Below are 15,034 nucleotides of genomic sequence, written 5' to 3' on the forward strand. Positions count from 1 at the left end.
AAATCTAATTGTTTCTTAATGTAGTGATGTAGAAGGATGAACGAGAGAGGGTTTAATGAAGATGATACATATTTTATTAGCTGATGACGATAAACATATTAGAGAGTTATTGCATTATCATTTACAAAAAGAGGGATTTAAAGTTTTTGAGGCGGAAGATGGAAAGGTAGCGCAAGAAGTATTAGAGAAGGAAAATATTCATCTTGCGATCGTAGACATTATGATGCCTTTCGTTGATGGTTATACGTTATGTGAAGAAATACGGAAGTATCATGATATACCTGTTATTTTATTAACGGCGAAAGATCAGTTAGTCGATAAAGAGAAAGGATTCATTTCTGGTACGGACGATTATATTGTAAAACCATTTGAACCAGCTGAAGTCATTTTCCGTATGAAAGCTTTATTACGCCGTTATCAAATGCTGAGCGCTGACATAATTACACTCCATGGAACGACAATTGATCGTAAAGGTGTTGAAGTAAAGTGTAACGGCCAGACGATTTTACTTCCTTTAAAGGAATTTGAATTATTATCACAACTAGCTAGTTATCCTGGGAGAACATTTTCAAGAGAAGAATTAATTGAATTAGTATGGGGAATGGATTTTGAAGGAGATGAACGAACAGTTGATGTTCATGTGAAGCGACTACGAGATCGTTTCTCAAAACGAACGGATGATTTTCAAATTACAACGGTGCGCGGCCTCGGGTATAAGTTGGAGTTGAAATAAGATGAAATCACTATATTCTAGATTTGTATTTATGACGGTCGGCATTATGCTACTTAGTAGTATTATCGGCTTTTTATTAACGAACGTATATTATCAAGTGAAGTTAAAACCGTATAATAGTGAAAAGATTTTAAAGTATGCGGAAGAAGTTAAATCGTTATATGAAAAGCAAAGTGAAGAAAATCAAGAGACGTATTTGCATTCTATTGCAAAGTTAGGGTATGAAATTTATATTGTCGATGATCAAAAGAATGGAAAGCGTATCGGCAATGCGTTTCGTAAGACGACGATAAGTGATGATACAGTCCATAAAGTATTGCAAGGTGAAACATTTAATGGTGTTTCTACATATCCGACTCGCCTATTTATTACCGGTTTTTTCGATAATGAATTAATAAATAGTGTCGGTGTACCGGTAAAGCACGGTGATAAACAGTACGCGTTATTTATTCGCCCCGACATTCAGAACCAATTTGGCGAAATGCGAATTTTCTTAGCGGTATTACTTGGGTTTATCGTACTATTAAGCATTATCTTTATAGCGATTGCAGCAGGTTATATCGTTCGCCCAATCCGTAAATTTACGAAGGCTACGCAAAAAATTGCGAGTGGGGAATATAAAATTGAATTAGACGTAAAACGAAAAGATGAAATAGGAACGTTATCTACAAGCTTCCAAAAGATGACGAAAAGTATTAAAGAACTAGATGAAATGAGACAAGAATTCGTTTCGAACGTTTCACATGAATTTCAATCACCACTTTCTTCCATACAAGGTTTTTCAAAAACGTTGCAAACAGAAAAGATGAGTGAGGAAGAAAGAAATCATTACTTACAAATTATTGAAGGTGAAAGTAAGCGAATGTCTAGTTTATGTAAACAGTTGCTTACGCTCGCTTCATTAGATAAGGAGGAGAAAGTTCTACAAATAAAAGAATTCAATTTGCAGAAGCAAATTAAAGACGTTATTTTTATGCTCGAATGGAAATGGCGTGAGAAAGATATCGCCGTTGAATTTGATGTACCAGACATTACAATACAAGGTGATGAAAACTTACTTCATCAAGTATGGAGTAACATTTTCACGAATAGCATTAAGTTTTCAAACGATGGTGGAACGATTGAGTTTTTCGTGGAAGAGTTAGAGTCTAGCGTTATAATTTCTATATCAGACAACGGAATCGGTATGGAAAAAGAAGAAATGGATCGTATTTTTGACCGTTTTTACAAAGTAGATACAGCAAGGGCAAGAAACGTAGAAGGTAGCGGTTTAGGATTATCAATCGTGCAGAAGATTGTTGAACTGCATAAAGGGACCGTTTCGGTATATAGCACGAAAGGGGAAGGGACGACTGTTCGGGTTGAACTTCCTAAATAGATGAAAGAGGCTGTTTCGGAACGGCCTCTTCTTTTTGTCGTTTTTTGTCGGTAAGTCGATATAATCGGAAAATCGCTGATATAATTTGAGTTGCGCCGATATATTGTGAAAACCGCCGATATAATTCCAGTTGCGCTGATATATTTGAAAAATCGCTGATATAAATTTCACGTACTCCCATTTCCGCTATAAAGCCGCACCTTTCCCGCGCTCAAAAAGTATCCGCTGTAATTTAATTTTCCCTCTGTAATCTTCTGTTCATATTCCGTTCATATTTCTTTTTTATGATAAGTGCATAGAAAGAAAGAGGAAGGAGCGAGCGAAATGTTTTTAGCTCTGCGTGAATTAAAACAATCAAAATTAAGATACGGATTAATCGGATTGATTATGGTGTTATTATCATTTTTAGTCCTTGTTATTTCAGGATTAGCAAATGGATTATCATATGATAATGCTTCATCGATTCAAAATATGGAGGCAAATAAGTTCGTTTTAGCAGATGATGCGGAAAATAAATTACTTCGTTCACAAATTAAGAAAGACGATGTAGATAACGTAGTAAATCAAGTAGGTGACAAAGAGGCAGTTCCGTTTCGTGTGAAAGTTTCAACATATGAAAAGAAGGATAGTTCGAAAAAGGTTGATATCGCTATTTTCTCAAGCGAACGAGATTCATTTTTAGAACCGAACATTGTAAAAGGTGAGAAATTAGGTACAGCAAACAACGAGATGGTTGCTGATGAATCGATTAAAGAGAAGGGAATCGATATTGGAGATACAATTATCGATCCTGTTTCAAAGAAAGAATTTACAATCGTCGGATTTACGAAAGATCAAATGTTTAGCCATACACCAGTCGTTTATGTAAATGAAGACGTATGGGGATCTATTTCACAACCAAACCAAAAAGATTATAGTGCAATTGCACTTAACACAGATAAAGAAATTAAAAATGCTCACGTTATTGATAAAAAAGAAGTACTGCAAAGTATTCCAGGATTTAAAGAAGAGCAAGGAACATTAACGATGATCATTGCGTTCTTACTTGTGATCGCTGCGTTATTAATTGGTGTATTCTTCTATGTTATTACACTACAAAAAACACAGCAATTAGGTGTATTAAAAGCAATTGGTACAAAGAACTCATATTTAGCAAATAGCTTAGTCGTACAGGCGTTATTCTTATCAGTCGTTGCGATGGTAATTAGTATCGTTCTTGTACAAGGGTTAGAACAAATTTTACCAGCGGGTATGCCGTTCTTATTAACAACACCGATGATTGCACAATACGCAGCAATCTTTATCGTAATTAGTATTTTAGGAACACTTATTTCGTTATACCAAGTATTAAAAGTTGATGCATTAGAAGCAATTGGAGGCGGGATGTAATGACTTCATTATTGAAATTAGACAAAGTAAGTAAAGTGTACGGAGAAGGGAATACGGAAGTAACGGCCCTTCATCCGATGTCGCTTGATGTGAAAGCTGGAGAGTTTATCGGAATCGTCGGTCCTTCTGGATCAGGGAAAAGTACATTATTATCAATCGCGGGTGCACTATTATCACCGTCAAAAGGGGATATTTACATTCGTGAGCAAAATATTACGAAGCTATCAGAAAAGGAAATGACAGACATTCGTTTGAAAAAAATCGGCTTCATTTTCCAGTTCGCAAATCTTGTTCCATATTTAAATGTGAAAGAACAATTACTTTACATTGCTAAGTTAAAAAAAGAAAGTAAACAAGAATCAGAAAAGCGTGCGGATCATTTATTAGCGGCATTTGGATTAGGAGAAAGAAAGAATCATTATCCAAATCAACTATCTGGCGGGGAAAAACAAAGGGTAGCAATCGCTCGTGCGTTCATGAACAACCCAGATTTAATATTAGCGGATGAGCCAACGGCAAGCTTAGACTCAAAACGCGCACGTGAAGTTGTAGAAATGATGAAACGTGAAGTGAAAGAGAGCCAAAAAGCAGCAATTATGATTACACATGATGAAAGAATGCTTGATGTATGTGATCGTATATTGACGCTTCGAGATGGACAGTTAATATAAAAAAAGGAAAACCGTACATGTATGTGCGGTTTTCCTTTTTTTAATGGATTTATTTAGAGAATAACGTTTTAATTTTATTACGAGTAAGTAATAAAACACCGCCTAATACAGATAGCATTCCTAGAGCCATATTGTTTGATTGCTCGCTACCAGCGTTAGGAAGTTCTTTAGCGTTATTGTTTTTAGTACCATTATCTGCTTGCGTTTGTTTGGACTGTGATACTTCATTAATCTTGTTATCAACATTTTGCTTCGTTGTATGTAACTCAGCTAATTTGTCGTCAATTTTTTTCTCAGTATGCTTAAAGTCGTTGATTTTAATATCTAAGTCTTGTTTTTTCTTTGTTAAATCGTCTGAAACAGTTTGTTTCGATTGTTTAATTTCGTTAATTTTATTTAGTAAATCTTCTCTAGCCTTTTGTAATTCAGCTAGTTTGTTTTTTACATCTTGTTTAGCTAGTTCTAAGTTAGCGGAAAGACTGTCTAAATTGCCTTTAATTTTCTTAAGTTCCTCTAACGTGTTACCAGTATGCGGCTTGTTTTCTTTTAGTTCAGCGAGTTTGTCTTCAGCAGTTTGTTTCGCTTTCTTTAACTCAGCTAATTTTTCATCTACTTGTTTTTTAACTTCCTTAAGTTCATTAACCTTTTGATCAATGTTCTCTTTATGTTGCTTCATTTCATTCACTTTTTCATCGACAGTTTGTTTATGTTCTTTAATCTCATTCACTTTGTTATCGATATTTTGTTTATGCTCTTTTACTTCAGCAACTTTATCTTCTACTTGTTTTTTATGCTCTTTAATTTCAGCGATTTTATCTTCGGCGATTTGTTTGTCTTGCTGAAGTTTTGCATCTAACTCTTGTTTATGTTGTTTAATCTCGTTAATTTTTTCATCAGCAACTTGTTTACGTTCATGTAGTTCATTCACCTTAGTATCAACATTTTCCTTAACTTTGTTAAGTTCATTTAATGTTTGATCCACGTTTTCTTTGTGTTGCTGCAATTTCGCATCTAACTCTTGTTTATGTTGCTTAATTTCAGCTAATCGATCTCCCGTACTTTGCTGAGGAGTAGCATCATTTACTTCCGCATGAGCAGAGTTCGCGCCAGCAATCATTGCTAAAGCTAGTGTAGACGCAGCGATTGTTTGTTTTGTTTTCATATTTTTGTACCTCTTTTCTTTCATATGCATGAGCTGTTTTGTGTAAAATTGAGCATATAGAAGTAGATTCTTCCATCATTATATACCATCTGCGCCGTCTAGAGGAAGTATTTGCATAATAATCTATGATTATGTAATTTTTATAATCTCTTATTTGGGGTAGGGGAGTACTCTTTAGCAAATGTAGTTTTTCCAACTGTAATGATAACTAATCTTTTCATGACGCCCTCCATTTGTATTGTTATGAACTGGAATATTCGGTGTAGATCGAAATCTTCCTGCTAGAGATTACACAAATTATTGGAGCGTTAGTAGGCTGGGAGCTTGACAAAAAAACTTATTTATGCTATAATTTACCAATATAAAAATAAGGTGTATAATAGGGTTCTCCTGGCCAGGGGAACCCTATTTTTGTTGTGAAAATGAAGGAGAGTGTATGTGCGTGAAACAAGGTGAAGCAAGTGTAACGTCGTTAGTATCAGCTTTCGGAAGGGCGTATCATAGTGAATTTGATAATCCTAAAATCTTTGATGATTATGTAGCTAAAGATTTCATTTCACAAAAAGAACGTAACAATATTGAAACGAACATGGTTCAAGGGATTCACTTTTTCAATACAGACATTGCAGAGCAGTTTCAAGACAATCCAAAAGAAATATTAAATTGGATTACGCAAGTTCAGTTATCACCAACACCTTTAGCACGTGCTGCATATTGTGAAAGAGTATTACTACATGAAATTACATTAGGAGCGAAACAATACGTCATACTCGGTGCAGGCTTAGATACGTTCAGTTTTAGACACCGAGAATTAGAAAATAAAATAGAAATATTTGAAGTGGATCATCCTTCTACACAGGCGTTTAAGAAGGAAAGAATAAAAGAAGTAGAACTTGAAGTTCCAAATAACCTTCATTTTGTTTCAATGGATTTTACGAAAGGATTTTCCTATGAACAGTTACGCAATGAAGGATTTGAACATAAAAAGACTTTCTTTAGCCTTTTAGGTGTTACGTACTATTTAACGAAAGAGGAACTTGCTAGTTTATTAGAATGTTTATTCGAGATGGTTCCGGCAGGTAGTTCTATCGTTTTTGATTATCCCGATGAAAATTTGTTTACGGAAAAGGGACTGTCCAATCGAGTTGAAAATATGGTGAAAATGGCTGCGGTAGGCGGAGAACCGATGAAATCATGTTATTCTTATGCTGAAATGGAAGCACTGTTAGAGAAGGCGGGCTTACTCATTTATGAGCATTTATCACCAGAGGATATTAATGCATTATATTTTGAAGGACGAAACGATTATTTAGAAGCTTTTGAGACGGTGCATTATGTGCATGCGGTGAAGAAGTAAGGAATTAGTAGGCATGGGGAGGAATCTCTGTGTCTTTTTTGTATTAAATTTCCTGCCCTCGAATAAAGAACAGTAAAACCCCTAAGCATGTAGATCTTTGATTTTTATTACAATTTTGTAAGGTTAAGTAATGAAAATCGATAGAACTAGATATGTGAATAGGATACTCTGATTAACGGATAGAATATTCCGAAAAAAGGGGCGGAGCAAATGAAGAATAGACAAAAAGCATCGATAATATGCAAAAGTATTTTATGTTTAATTATTTGCATATTTATTACGAATGAAGCATGGTTTACAAATGTGGTGAGGGCAGAATCGGGCACGCTGACTGATAGGAGTATAGAGGATTTCAAAAAAAAGCTGGATGAACAGGTACCAAAATGGCAGGAGGATTATGAGGTACCCGGGGTTGCAATAGGAATTGTGCATGAGGGACGTATTGCTTATACACTTAACTACGGTTATGTAGATAAAAAGACAAAAAAAGCGGTGAGTGATGATACTTTGTTTCAGGCTGGTTCCATATCTAAAAGTCTTACAGCGTGGGGAATCTTGCACCTTGTAGATGAAGGGCGTTTATTACTAGATGATCCCGTTGGAAAATATCTGACCAAATGGAAATTATCTAATTCAGAGTTTAATAATAATGAAGTTACGATAAGAAGATTGTTAAGTCATACAGCAGGGCTGTCTCCACATAAAGGATATCTCGGGGTTGCACCAGGGAAACATCTTGACTCTATTGAGGAGTCTCTGTCTGGAAAAGGATGGCTTAATGAACCAGTGGAAGTTACCAATAAACCAGGTTCAGAAACAATTTACTCTGGTGGCGGATATACAATTTTACAACTTGTAATTGAAGAAGTTACCGGAATACCGTTTGATCGTTATATGGAAGAACAAATTATGAAACCTTTAGGAATGAAATCTAGTTCATTTTTACAACGTCCTGAAAACCATAACCTTTCAAAAGCTTATGGTTATTTTGGAGAGGAGCTCCCTAGTTACCAATTTACCGAACAGGCTGCTGCAGGTCTTAAGACAAATGTTACCGATATGATGGCATTGATACTTGCAAGCATGGATGCAAATAATAAAGGGAATGGTGTCATCAAAAGTGAACGTGTTGAGGAAATGCAAAAGCCGATATTAGGGGAGAATGGTTTAGGTATATTTGAAAAAAAACTATCTAATCAATGGAAATTACTTTATCATTCTGGTGACAATCGTGGCTGGCATTCTTTTTATGGTTTCATTCCTAATACAAAGGATGGATTGGTAATCCTTACAAATGGTGAAGGTGGTATAGACTTACGACAGGATATTTACCACGCATGGATTGAATATGAAACTGGAAAATTACCTGAAAGTTACTTCGCTCTAGCTGAGCAGAGAAAAACTAACTTCATTACATCAATTGTTATTGGCGCCACATTTAGTATATATTTGCTACTGTTTGTGATTAGTTTGTACAAAGGTAGAAGAACGTTCATTTTTAAGCAAGAGAAGAAATCTTACATCGGATTAGTAGTTAGGACATTTTTACTTATTATTACTGCTGTTCTCGTTTTTTGTGCTGCCGATTTGTGGAGAGTGTTTAGCTTGAATTCCGGTAATAAAATAAATTTCATTCTAATAATGGTATGGATTATAACATTATTAATTAGTGGATTTTTCCCGAAAATTAAAAGTAATAAAAACAACGTATGAAACGAAAAGATTTAACATCAAAATTTACATGTATGTAATGTAAAAGACTAGAAAGTTAGATTGGCGTGAATCGCGAATTGTGGAGTGCAAAAAACGACAAAATCTCTTAAAAAACACTTAACTTTTAACTCCATCTATCTTTACAATCCCTCCTTATAATGTGAATTGGACAAGCACCTAAGAGAAAGCAGAACATGTCAGTTTGTACATTCTATTATTAGGGGGAGAATTTGTATGAAAAAGACAGTTGCTTCGTTAGCAGTTATGGCGGCATTATTACCGACGTTTTCAGTGCATGCGGAAGGGAAAGAGCAAGCCCGAAAATCAGCTACAACTTTTAATGTTATTAGTGATATTCAAGGTGATTTAGGGGATTTTGATCATGTGCTAAAAGATATGAACAAAGTGACGCCACTTTCTAGAGCGCTTATTATGAATGGGGATATAACGCCGACTGGACAACAGTCACAATATGATGATGTAAAGCGTGTGTTAAATAAAAATAAGCATCCAGAAAATGTATGGTCTACTGTTGGGAATCATGAGTTTTATGCTGGTAAATGGACAGCAGATGGAAAACTCTCTCAAAGTACATGGCCAAATGGTGTAAATGAGGAAACTTTATTTAACCGCTATCTGAAATTTAGTGGACAAGAAAAGGTATATCATAAAAAAGAATTAGATGGGTATCCACTTTTATTTTTAGGAACGGAAAAATATATGAAATACCACGATTCAAAAATGTGGGACGAAGTATATATGAGTGATGAGCAATTAGGTTGGTTAAAACAAAATTTAGAAGAGTACAGTCAAAAAGATAAAAATAAGCCAATCTTTATTTTCTCTCATCACGTTTTACCTGATACAGTATCTGGATCAAGACAATCACCATATTTACAAGATTATTTAAACGTGGATAAATTGTACGATATATTAAAAGACTATCCGCAAGTTGTTTTCTTTACGAGTCATACGCATTGGGATTTAAACTTACCGGACTGGGCTGGTAAAAAGAAAATTAAAGGCGGAGATGAAAAAGGTTTCACTGTTGTAAATACGGGCGGGATTGAAACAGGCTGGATGTCAGCAGGACCAAATGGAGGAGAGAAAACTGCTCCAGATGGCTATTCATTTAAACAAGGGTTACAAGTGAAAGCATATGGTAACGATGTAATTGTGACAGCTTACGATTACAAACGTGATAAGGATATAAAGAAGTTATTAATTAGTGATTCAAAAATTGCGCAGATGGCACCAAATGTAACGGCAGATGATAGTAAAAATATAATTGTCGGTGCAACTGAATATATGGAGTACACTATAGAAGGAACGAATGAGTGGCATACGTATAGTAAAGCAAATCCTCCGAAATTTGATGGAGATAAAGTCGTATACGTACGCCATAAAGGTGAAATGAATTTAGAGCCGGGATTAACGCAGTTACTTCGTTTTTCGGTAAATAAGTGATTGGAGGGAGTCTGCATTTGAATGTGTGGGCTCTTTTTTTTGTTGATGAGAAAGGGGTTGCCTGTCTGTCGTTTTTTGTCGATAGATCGATATATTAAGAAAATCGTTGATATACTGCAAGTTACGATCGATATATTTGAAAAATCGTTGATATATTGTAAGTAATGAACGATATATTTAAAAAATCGTTGATATAAATTTCATGTACCGTAATTGAGTTAAAATCATTAATACGGTTTTACTTATCAAAATGAAATTCTAATACATTTTTAACCCAGAAAGATGACTTCACCATTTTTACGTGTAATAATAGTAACGTTACATATATTGTGAAAGAAGTACAAAAGGAGCGTTACAATGAATTTAGCTAAATTCCCGAGAAAAAAATATACAGAATCATATACACCAATTGAAAAGTTAAACAATTTTTCTGAAGCACTTGGTGGTCCGACTATTTATTTTAAACGAGATGATTTACTTGGTTTAACAGCCGGTGGCAATAAGACGAGAAAATTAGAATTTCTAGTTGCAGATGCACAGGAAAAGGGTGCAGATACGTTAATTACAGCTGGTGGTATTCAGTCAAATCATTGCCGCCTGACACTGGCAGCTGCGGTAAAAGAAAAAATGAAATGTATTCTTGTATTAGAGGAAGGGCTTGAGCCAGAAGAGAAGAGAGACTTTAACGGAAACTATTTCTTATATCACTTATTAGGTGCTGAGAATGTCATTGTTGTACCGAACGGAGCAGACCTGATGGAAGAAATGCATAAAGTAGCAAAAGAAGTAAGTGAAAAAGGTAGTACACCATATGTAATTCCAGTTGGTGGATCAAACCCTACGGGCGCAATGGGATACGTTGCTTGTGCCCAAGAAATTATGGCGCAATCATTTGAGCAAGGAATTGATTTCAGTTCAGTTGTTTGTGTAAGTGGTAGCGGCGGTATGCATGCTGGTTTAATTACTGGTTTTTCTGGAACGCAAAGTCATATTCCTGTAATTGGAATTAATGTAAGTAGAGGAAAAGCTGAGCAAGAAGAGAAAGTAGCAAAACTTGTAGATGAAACTTCAGCACACGTTGGTATTCCAAACTTTATCCCGGGCGACGCTGTTACGTGCTTTGATGAATATGTAGGGCCAGGCTATGCGTTACCAACGCCAGAAATGGTAGAGGCAGTTCAGTTACTTGCGAAAACAGAAGGTATTTTACTTGATCCAGTGTATACAGGTAAGGCGGTAGCGGGATTAATCGACTTAATTAGAAAAGGTAAATTTAATAAGGAAGACAATATTTTATTCGTACATTCAGGTGGTTCACCAGCTTTATATGCGAATACGTCTCTATTTGCGTAAGTGTAAAAAGCATTGGGTAACCAATGCTTTTTTGTTATATACTGGAATTATTGAGAGGTAGGAGGATGATATGAATTCAAATTTAAAATGGATTATATATACGGTACTCGGCATTTCTATTCTATTAATCTTATTTGTGGCTTATGGGGTGTATTCTTATTTTACATTTTAAAAGCGTAATGGAAGTGAACCATAATGTAATGTATGTTATAGTTTGATATGTTAATTACTTACAATACTTTCCACAAGGAGAATACATAATGAGAGCAAAGAAACTAGTAACGTTAGCAGTTCCATTTATGCTGTTAGTCGGATGCGAGGTAGGAGATAAAGATTCTACTCATAAGACTGAGCAAACTAGTAAAGCAATAACAATACTTTCCGAACAACAGTATCCGTACTACATATGTGAGCAAGTGGTAGAGTTCCAATTTAAGAAGGATGAACTATTACTAAACTTAGGAGAATCCTTAAAGGATAAAGAAAAAGCAAAAGCAAAAGCTGTTTTAAAAACATCAAACGAGATAGATAAAATTTTAGATAATATGGAACACATAAAAGTACCTGATACATACAAAGACATTCACAAATCCATACAAGAAGGGGTAACAGAGGCAAGAAAAGCAACGAAGTTAATTAAGGATGCTGGTAAAGAAGATAAACAGAAGATTCAAGAAGCTGCAATGAAAGGTACTGAATTTTTATCAGGTGTAGACGGAGAGCATTGGAAAAAAGCAGTTTATGAGTTATCACAGGAAAACAAAGATGCTTATAGTAAGGCACTTGATAAGAAAGTAAAGGAGCACTCAAAGTAAAACAGTAACTTGTAACAATACATATCCACCTAAAATTTCCGCGAATGCTATGCTAGGAAGTTAGGTGGGAGATTACTGTCCTTAAATGTGGCTGATTAAAGCTACAGCCACATTCTCCTGTTCTAATTAACTAAAAGAAGAACTTCCCCATCCCGATTAAACTACTGATCATTCCTATTCCACTCATGGTGCCTTTTCCTGCTGTAAGTAAGTTTCCAAGCATTCCTAGCTGACCGTTACCTCCGTTATTTCCCCATCCCATTGGGGCCCACGGACTACCCCATCCTGGAGGGTTTCCAAAAACACCCGAGTTATTGGTATTGAAATGAAAAGGCTTGGCTGGCGGCGATAGTAAAGCGGCAAGATGACCTTGTGCGAACATCCCTGTATGATTGAATGGTTGGGCCCAGGGGAAGGGAGGTTTTTGAAAATTAAAACCTGCATGACTTGGTAATGGAGTCCAATTAGTAGGGTGACCTTGTGGTATTATCCCTGCATAATTGATTGGCTGCTGCCCCCAAGAGAAGGGAGGGGGTTGGGGATTGAATCCCGTATAATTGGCTGATGAATCCCAACTAACTGGATAGACTCGATAACTCCAATTCTCAGGAATCTTCAAATCATTCATTACCTCAGATTTAGTTATTTCGGGCTGTGAATATAATGAAATTTGGTTAGTATATTGTTCCCCGTTTCCCTTTGAATTCAAATACCAATATTGGTCCATACGCTTATTCTCCTCACTTTAAAAATGTAATGTTAGACTTAGCCTATGTAATATTCCTTTTTATGGATGGTTACATAACTAGATCTACAAGCCTGTATTTAAAGGAATGGGTGCGTGGTCTTTTTGATTTTTCTCGCTGCCTGTAAAATTCCCATTGATTTAAAGTTTCACTTTATTTTAGAAGGGGATTTTCAGTTGCTTATTTTGTGTATTTCAGCCTAATTTAAATTCCGTTAACAAACGTTTTTATAAAGGTTTCATCAAGAAAAAGATTTTAAAATGTTATGTTGGGCAAGTGGAATTGCTAAAAAGAGAATATCCATTCGAAGAGTTTGGCAAAATACTGCAAGGGTAATGTTTTCTTGTGCAAATATGTAAACGATTTAAACGAATCAATGAAATTTATAATGAAGGGGCAATTAAATATATGAGTGAAACATTACATAAAAGAAAACCACCATATGTAATGCTTGTAATCCTTTTTATTGGGGCATTTGTTTCATTTCTAAATAACTCCCTTTTAAATGTAGCCTTGCCATCAATAATGAAAGATTTAAACATTCAAGATTATTCAACGATCCAGTGGCTTTCTACAGGGTATATGCTTGTAAGTGGTATATTAATTCCGGCATCAGCATTTTTAATAACGCGTTTTTCAAATAGGAGCCTATTTATTACATCTATGGTGATTTTTATTCTTGGTACTGCCTTAGCGGCTGTAGCGCCGAATTTTGGTTTATTACTTACTGGTCGGATGGTTCAAGCGGCAGGCTCTTCAGTTATGGGACCTTTGTTAATGAATATTATGCTAGTAAGCTTTCCGAGAGAAAAAAGGGGAACAGCAATGGGGATTTTTGGACTAGTTATGATTACAGCTCCAGCAATTGGGCCGACACTATCAGGTTATATTGTAGAGTATTATGACTGGCGTTTGCTTTTTGAAATGATTTTACCTTTAGCAATCATTAGCTTACTGTTAGGGATTTGGAAATCTGAGAATGTCATGAAACAAAACAAAAATGCAAAACTTGATTATCTCTCATTACTATTATCTTCTGTCGGTTTTGGCGGTTTGTTATATGGATTCAGTACTGCAAGCTCCGATGGCTGGACGAATAAAGTTGTCTTAACAGCCTTAATCATAGGCGCTATTGCCTTAATTGCTTTCATTATCCGTCAATTAAAAATGGATGAGCCGTTATTGGATTTACGTGTTTACAAGTACCCAATGTTTGCACTTGCGTCTGTAATTGCAATTGTCAACGCGGTGGCCATGTTTTCGGGTATGATTTTAACACCAGCTTATGTACAAAACGTCCGTGGTATTTCGCCGCTGAGCTCTGGGTTGATGATGCTTCCAGGTGCGGTAATAATGGGGATTATGTCACCAATTACAGGTAAACTATTTGATAAATATGGTCCTCGGATTCTTGGCATAGTAGGGCTTTCCATTACAGCTGTTTCAACTTATATGTTGGCAAGTCTGCAAATTGACTCTAGTCATACACATATTATTCTTATTTATACACTGCGGATGTTTGGGATGGCGATGGTGATGATGCCACTTATGACAAATGGTCTTAATCAATTGCCAACTCGCTTAAATCCGCACGGTACAGCTGTTAATAATACAGCTCAACAAGTGTCCGGTTCGATTGGTACTGCTATTCTTGTTACGATTATGAATTCTGTAACAAAAACAAAAGCTGAAAGTTTAATGGCTAATGTAGATCCAGCAAACTTCACAGAAGCTACGAAGGCAATGTTAACGCAGAAGGCTTTATTATCCGGAATTCAATATTCATTCTATGTAGCGCTTGGCATGAATGTTGTTGCACTACTATTAGTTTTTTTCGTTAAACGTGTAGATACAAGTGCGGAAGCCGTCGAGAAGTTAAATCGGTAGAGAAGAATAAAACGCTAGATAATGATTCCTACAAGTTGTTTGCTGATTAGATAGACTATAAAGAAATGCAAATTTTTACTGCTAAGGCGCCGGTATTTAAAGCTGGAAAAGAACTGAAAGAAGCAGTGACATAATTATATAGTGAAAGAGGACCTGATGTTCATATCAGGTCCTCTTTCATTAGTAGCACGGTATACTTGCTTATCGTATTGGTTTAACTAAACTACTGATTTTTCGAATACTACAATCTTAAGCTCGTCAACTTCTCTATTTTGGGGTGTTTTAGAAGAAAATGAATCAAAATAATCATTTTTATGAACAAATACAAGAGATGAGATCCGTTTGCAATTTCTTATAAACATT

At 35.6% G+C, this 15,034-nt stretch carries 11 protein-coding genes and 1 pseudogene; 10 read left to right on the plus strand and 2 right to left on the minus strand.

What is annotated here, in order from left to right; genetic code table 11:
- Positions 1-55: 55 nt before the first annotated feature.
- The 4 genes from ACS2QP_RS16515 (at position 56) to ACS2QP_RS16530 (ending at position 4,171) form a co-directional block, all read left to right on the plus strand.
- On the plus strand, positions 56-733 hold the full coding sequence (locus ACS2QP_RS16515) for a response regulator transcription factor (RefSeq protein WP_000781966.1): 678 nt from the start codon (positions 56-58) through the stop codon (positions 731-733).
- A 1-nt stretch (position 734) separates the two neighbouring features.
- Positions 735-2,111: a sensor histidine kinase gene (locus tag ACS2QP_RS16520; RefSeq protein WP_438882621.1), complete on the plus strand. Its 1,377-nt coding sequence runs from the start codon at positions 735-737 to the stop codon at positions 2,109-2,111.
- 324 nt (positions 2,112-2,435) lie between these two features.
- Positions 2,436-3,500: an ABC transporter permease gene (locus ACS2QP_RS16525; protein ID WP_006922800.1), complete on the plus strand. Its 1,065-nt coding sequence runs from the start codon at positions 2,436-2,438 to the stop codon at positions 3,498-3,500.
- On the plus strand, positions 3,500-4,171 hold the full coding sequence (locus tag ACS2QP_RS16530; protein WP_000202606.1) for an ABC transporter ATP-binding protein: 672 nt from the start codon (positions 3,500-3,502) through the stop codon (positions 4,169-4,171). Before ACS2QP_RS16525 ends, ACS2QP_RS16530 begins: the two co-directional genes overlap by 1 nt.
- A gap of 49 nt (positions 4,172-4,220) precedes the next feature.
- Here ACS2QP_RS16530 and ACS2QP_RS16535 read toward each other — a convergent pair whose 3' ends face one another.
- Complete coding sequence (locus ACS2QP_RS16535) at positions 4,221-5,333, minus strand: LPXTG cell wall anchor domain-containing protein (protein WP_438882622.1); 1,113 nt, start codon at positions 5,331-5,333, stop codon at positions 4,221-4,223.
- A gap of 436 nt (positions 5,334-5,769) precedes the next feature.
- Here ACS2QP_RS16535 and ACS2QP_RS16540 point away from each other — a divergent pair, with 436 nt between their 5' ends.
- The 5 genes and pseudogenes from ACS2QP_RS16540 to ACS2QP_RS16560 all read left to right on the plus strand — a co-directional run bounded on the left by ACS2QP_RS16540 (position 5,770) and on the right by ACS2QP_RS16560 (position 12,038).
- Positions 5,770-6,690 (plus strand): class I SAM-dependent methyltransferase, encoded by a 921-nt coding sequence (locus tag ACS2QP_RS16540; RefSeq protein WP_438882623.1) that lies wholly within the window; start codon positions 5,770-5,772, stop codon positions 6,688-6,690.
- Between the two features lie 210 nt (positions 6,691-6,900).
- Positions 6,901-8,441: pseudogene (locus ACS2QP_RS16545) on the plus strand (serine hydrolase domain-containing protein).
- A gap of 196 nt (positions 8,442-8,637) precedes the next feature.
- Entirely contained in the window at positions 8,638-9,870 is a 1,233-nt protein-coding gene (locus tag ACS2QP_RS16550; protein ID WP_438882624.1) for a DUF4073 domain-containing protein, read from the plus strand.
- A 357-nt stretch (positions 9,871-10,227) separates the two neighbouring features.
- A complete protein-coding gene (locus ACS2QP_RS16555) occupies positions 10,228-11,223 on the plus strand; it encodes a D-cysteine desulfhydrase (RefSeq protein WP_438882625.1) in 996 nt (331 codons plus the stop codon).
- 260 nt (positions 11,224-11,483) lie between these two features.
- The gene (locus tag ACS2QP_RS16560; protein WP_438882626.1) at positions 11,484-12,038 is read left to right on the plus strand and encodes a hypothetical protein; all 555 of its coding nucleotides are present in this window, start codon (positions 11,484-11,486) and stop codon (positions 12,036-12,038) included.
- 130 nt (positions 12,039-12,168) lie between these two features.
- Here the strand turns inward: ACS2QP_RS16560 and ACS2QP_RS16565 are convergent, their stop codons facing one another.
- On the minus strand, positions 12,169-12,765 hold the full coding sequence (locus ACS2QP_RS16565; RefSeq protein ID WP_153581410.1) for a hypothetical protein: 597 nt from the start codon (positions 12,763-12,765) through the stop codon (positions 12,169-12,171).
- A gap of 427 nt (positions 12,766-13,192) precedes the next feature.
- On the opposite strand from ACS2QP_RS16565, the gene ACS2QP_RS16570 reads away from it, so the two are divergent.
- On the plus strand, positions 13,193-14,671 hold the full coding sequence (locus tag ACS2QP_RS16570; RefSeq protein ID WP_438882627.1) for a DHA2 family efflux MFS transporter permease subunit: 1,479 nt from the start codon (positions 13,193-13,195) through the stop codon (positions 14,669-14,671).
- Positions 14,672-15,034 lie beyond the last annotated feature (363 nt).

Origin of the sequence: Bacillus cereus group sp. Bce019 (assembly GCF_051781745.1) — a bacterium.
In the GTDB taxonomy this organism is placed as follows: Bacteria; Bacillota; Bacilli; order Bacillales; family Bacillaceae_G; genus Bacillus_A; species Bacillus_A cereus.

Excerpts from the sequence above, each read along its gene's own strand:
- ACS2QP_RS16525 (WP_006922800.1), top strand. The coding sequence starts at position 2,436 with ATGTTTTTAGCTCTGCGTGAATTAAAACAATCAAAATTAAGATACGGA.
- ACS2QP_RS16570 (WP_438882627.1), top strand. The coding sequence starts at position 13,193 with ATGAGTGAAACATTACATAAAAGAAAACCACCATATGTAATGCTTGTA.
- ACS2QP_RS16550 (WP_438882624.1), top strand. The coding sequence starts at position 8,638 with ATGAAAAAGACAGTTGCTTCGTTAGCAGTTATGGCGGCATTATTACCG.
- ACS2QP_RS16540 (WP_438882623.1), top strand. The coding sequence starts at position 5,770 with ATGTGCGTGAAACAAGGTGAAGCAAGTGTAACGTCGTTAGTATCAGCT.
- ACS2QP_RS16515 (WP_000781966.1), top strand. The coding sequence starts at position 56 with ATGAAGATGATACATATTTTATTAGCTGATGACGATAAACATATTAGA.
- ACS2QP_RS16565 (WP_153581410.1), bottom strand. The coding sequence starts at position 12,765 with ATGGACCAATATTGGTATTTGAATTCAAAGGGAAACGGGGAACAATAT.
- ACS2QP_RS16560 (WP_438882626.1), top strand. The coding sequence starts at position 11,484 with ATGAGAGCAAAGAAACTAGTAACGTTAGCAGTTCCATTTATGCTGTTA.
- ACS2QP_RS16530 (WP_000202606.1), top strand. The coding sequence starts at position 3,500 with ATGACTTCATTATTGAAATTAGACAAAGTAAGTAAAGTGTACGGAGAA.
- ACS2QP_RS16535 (WP_438882622.1), bottom strand. The coding sequence starts at position 5,333 with ATGAAAACAAAACAAACAATCGCTGCGTCTACACTAGCTTTAGCAATG.
- ACS2QP_RS16555 (WP_438882625.1), top strand. The coding sequence starts at position 10,228 with ATGAATTTAGCTAAATTCCCGAGAAAAAAATATACAGAATCATATACA.
- ACS2QP_RS16520 (WP_438882621.1), top strand. The coding sequence starts at position 735 with ATGAAATCACTATATTCTAGATTTGTATTTATGACGGTCGGCATTATG.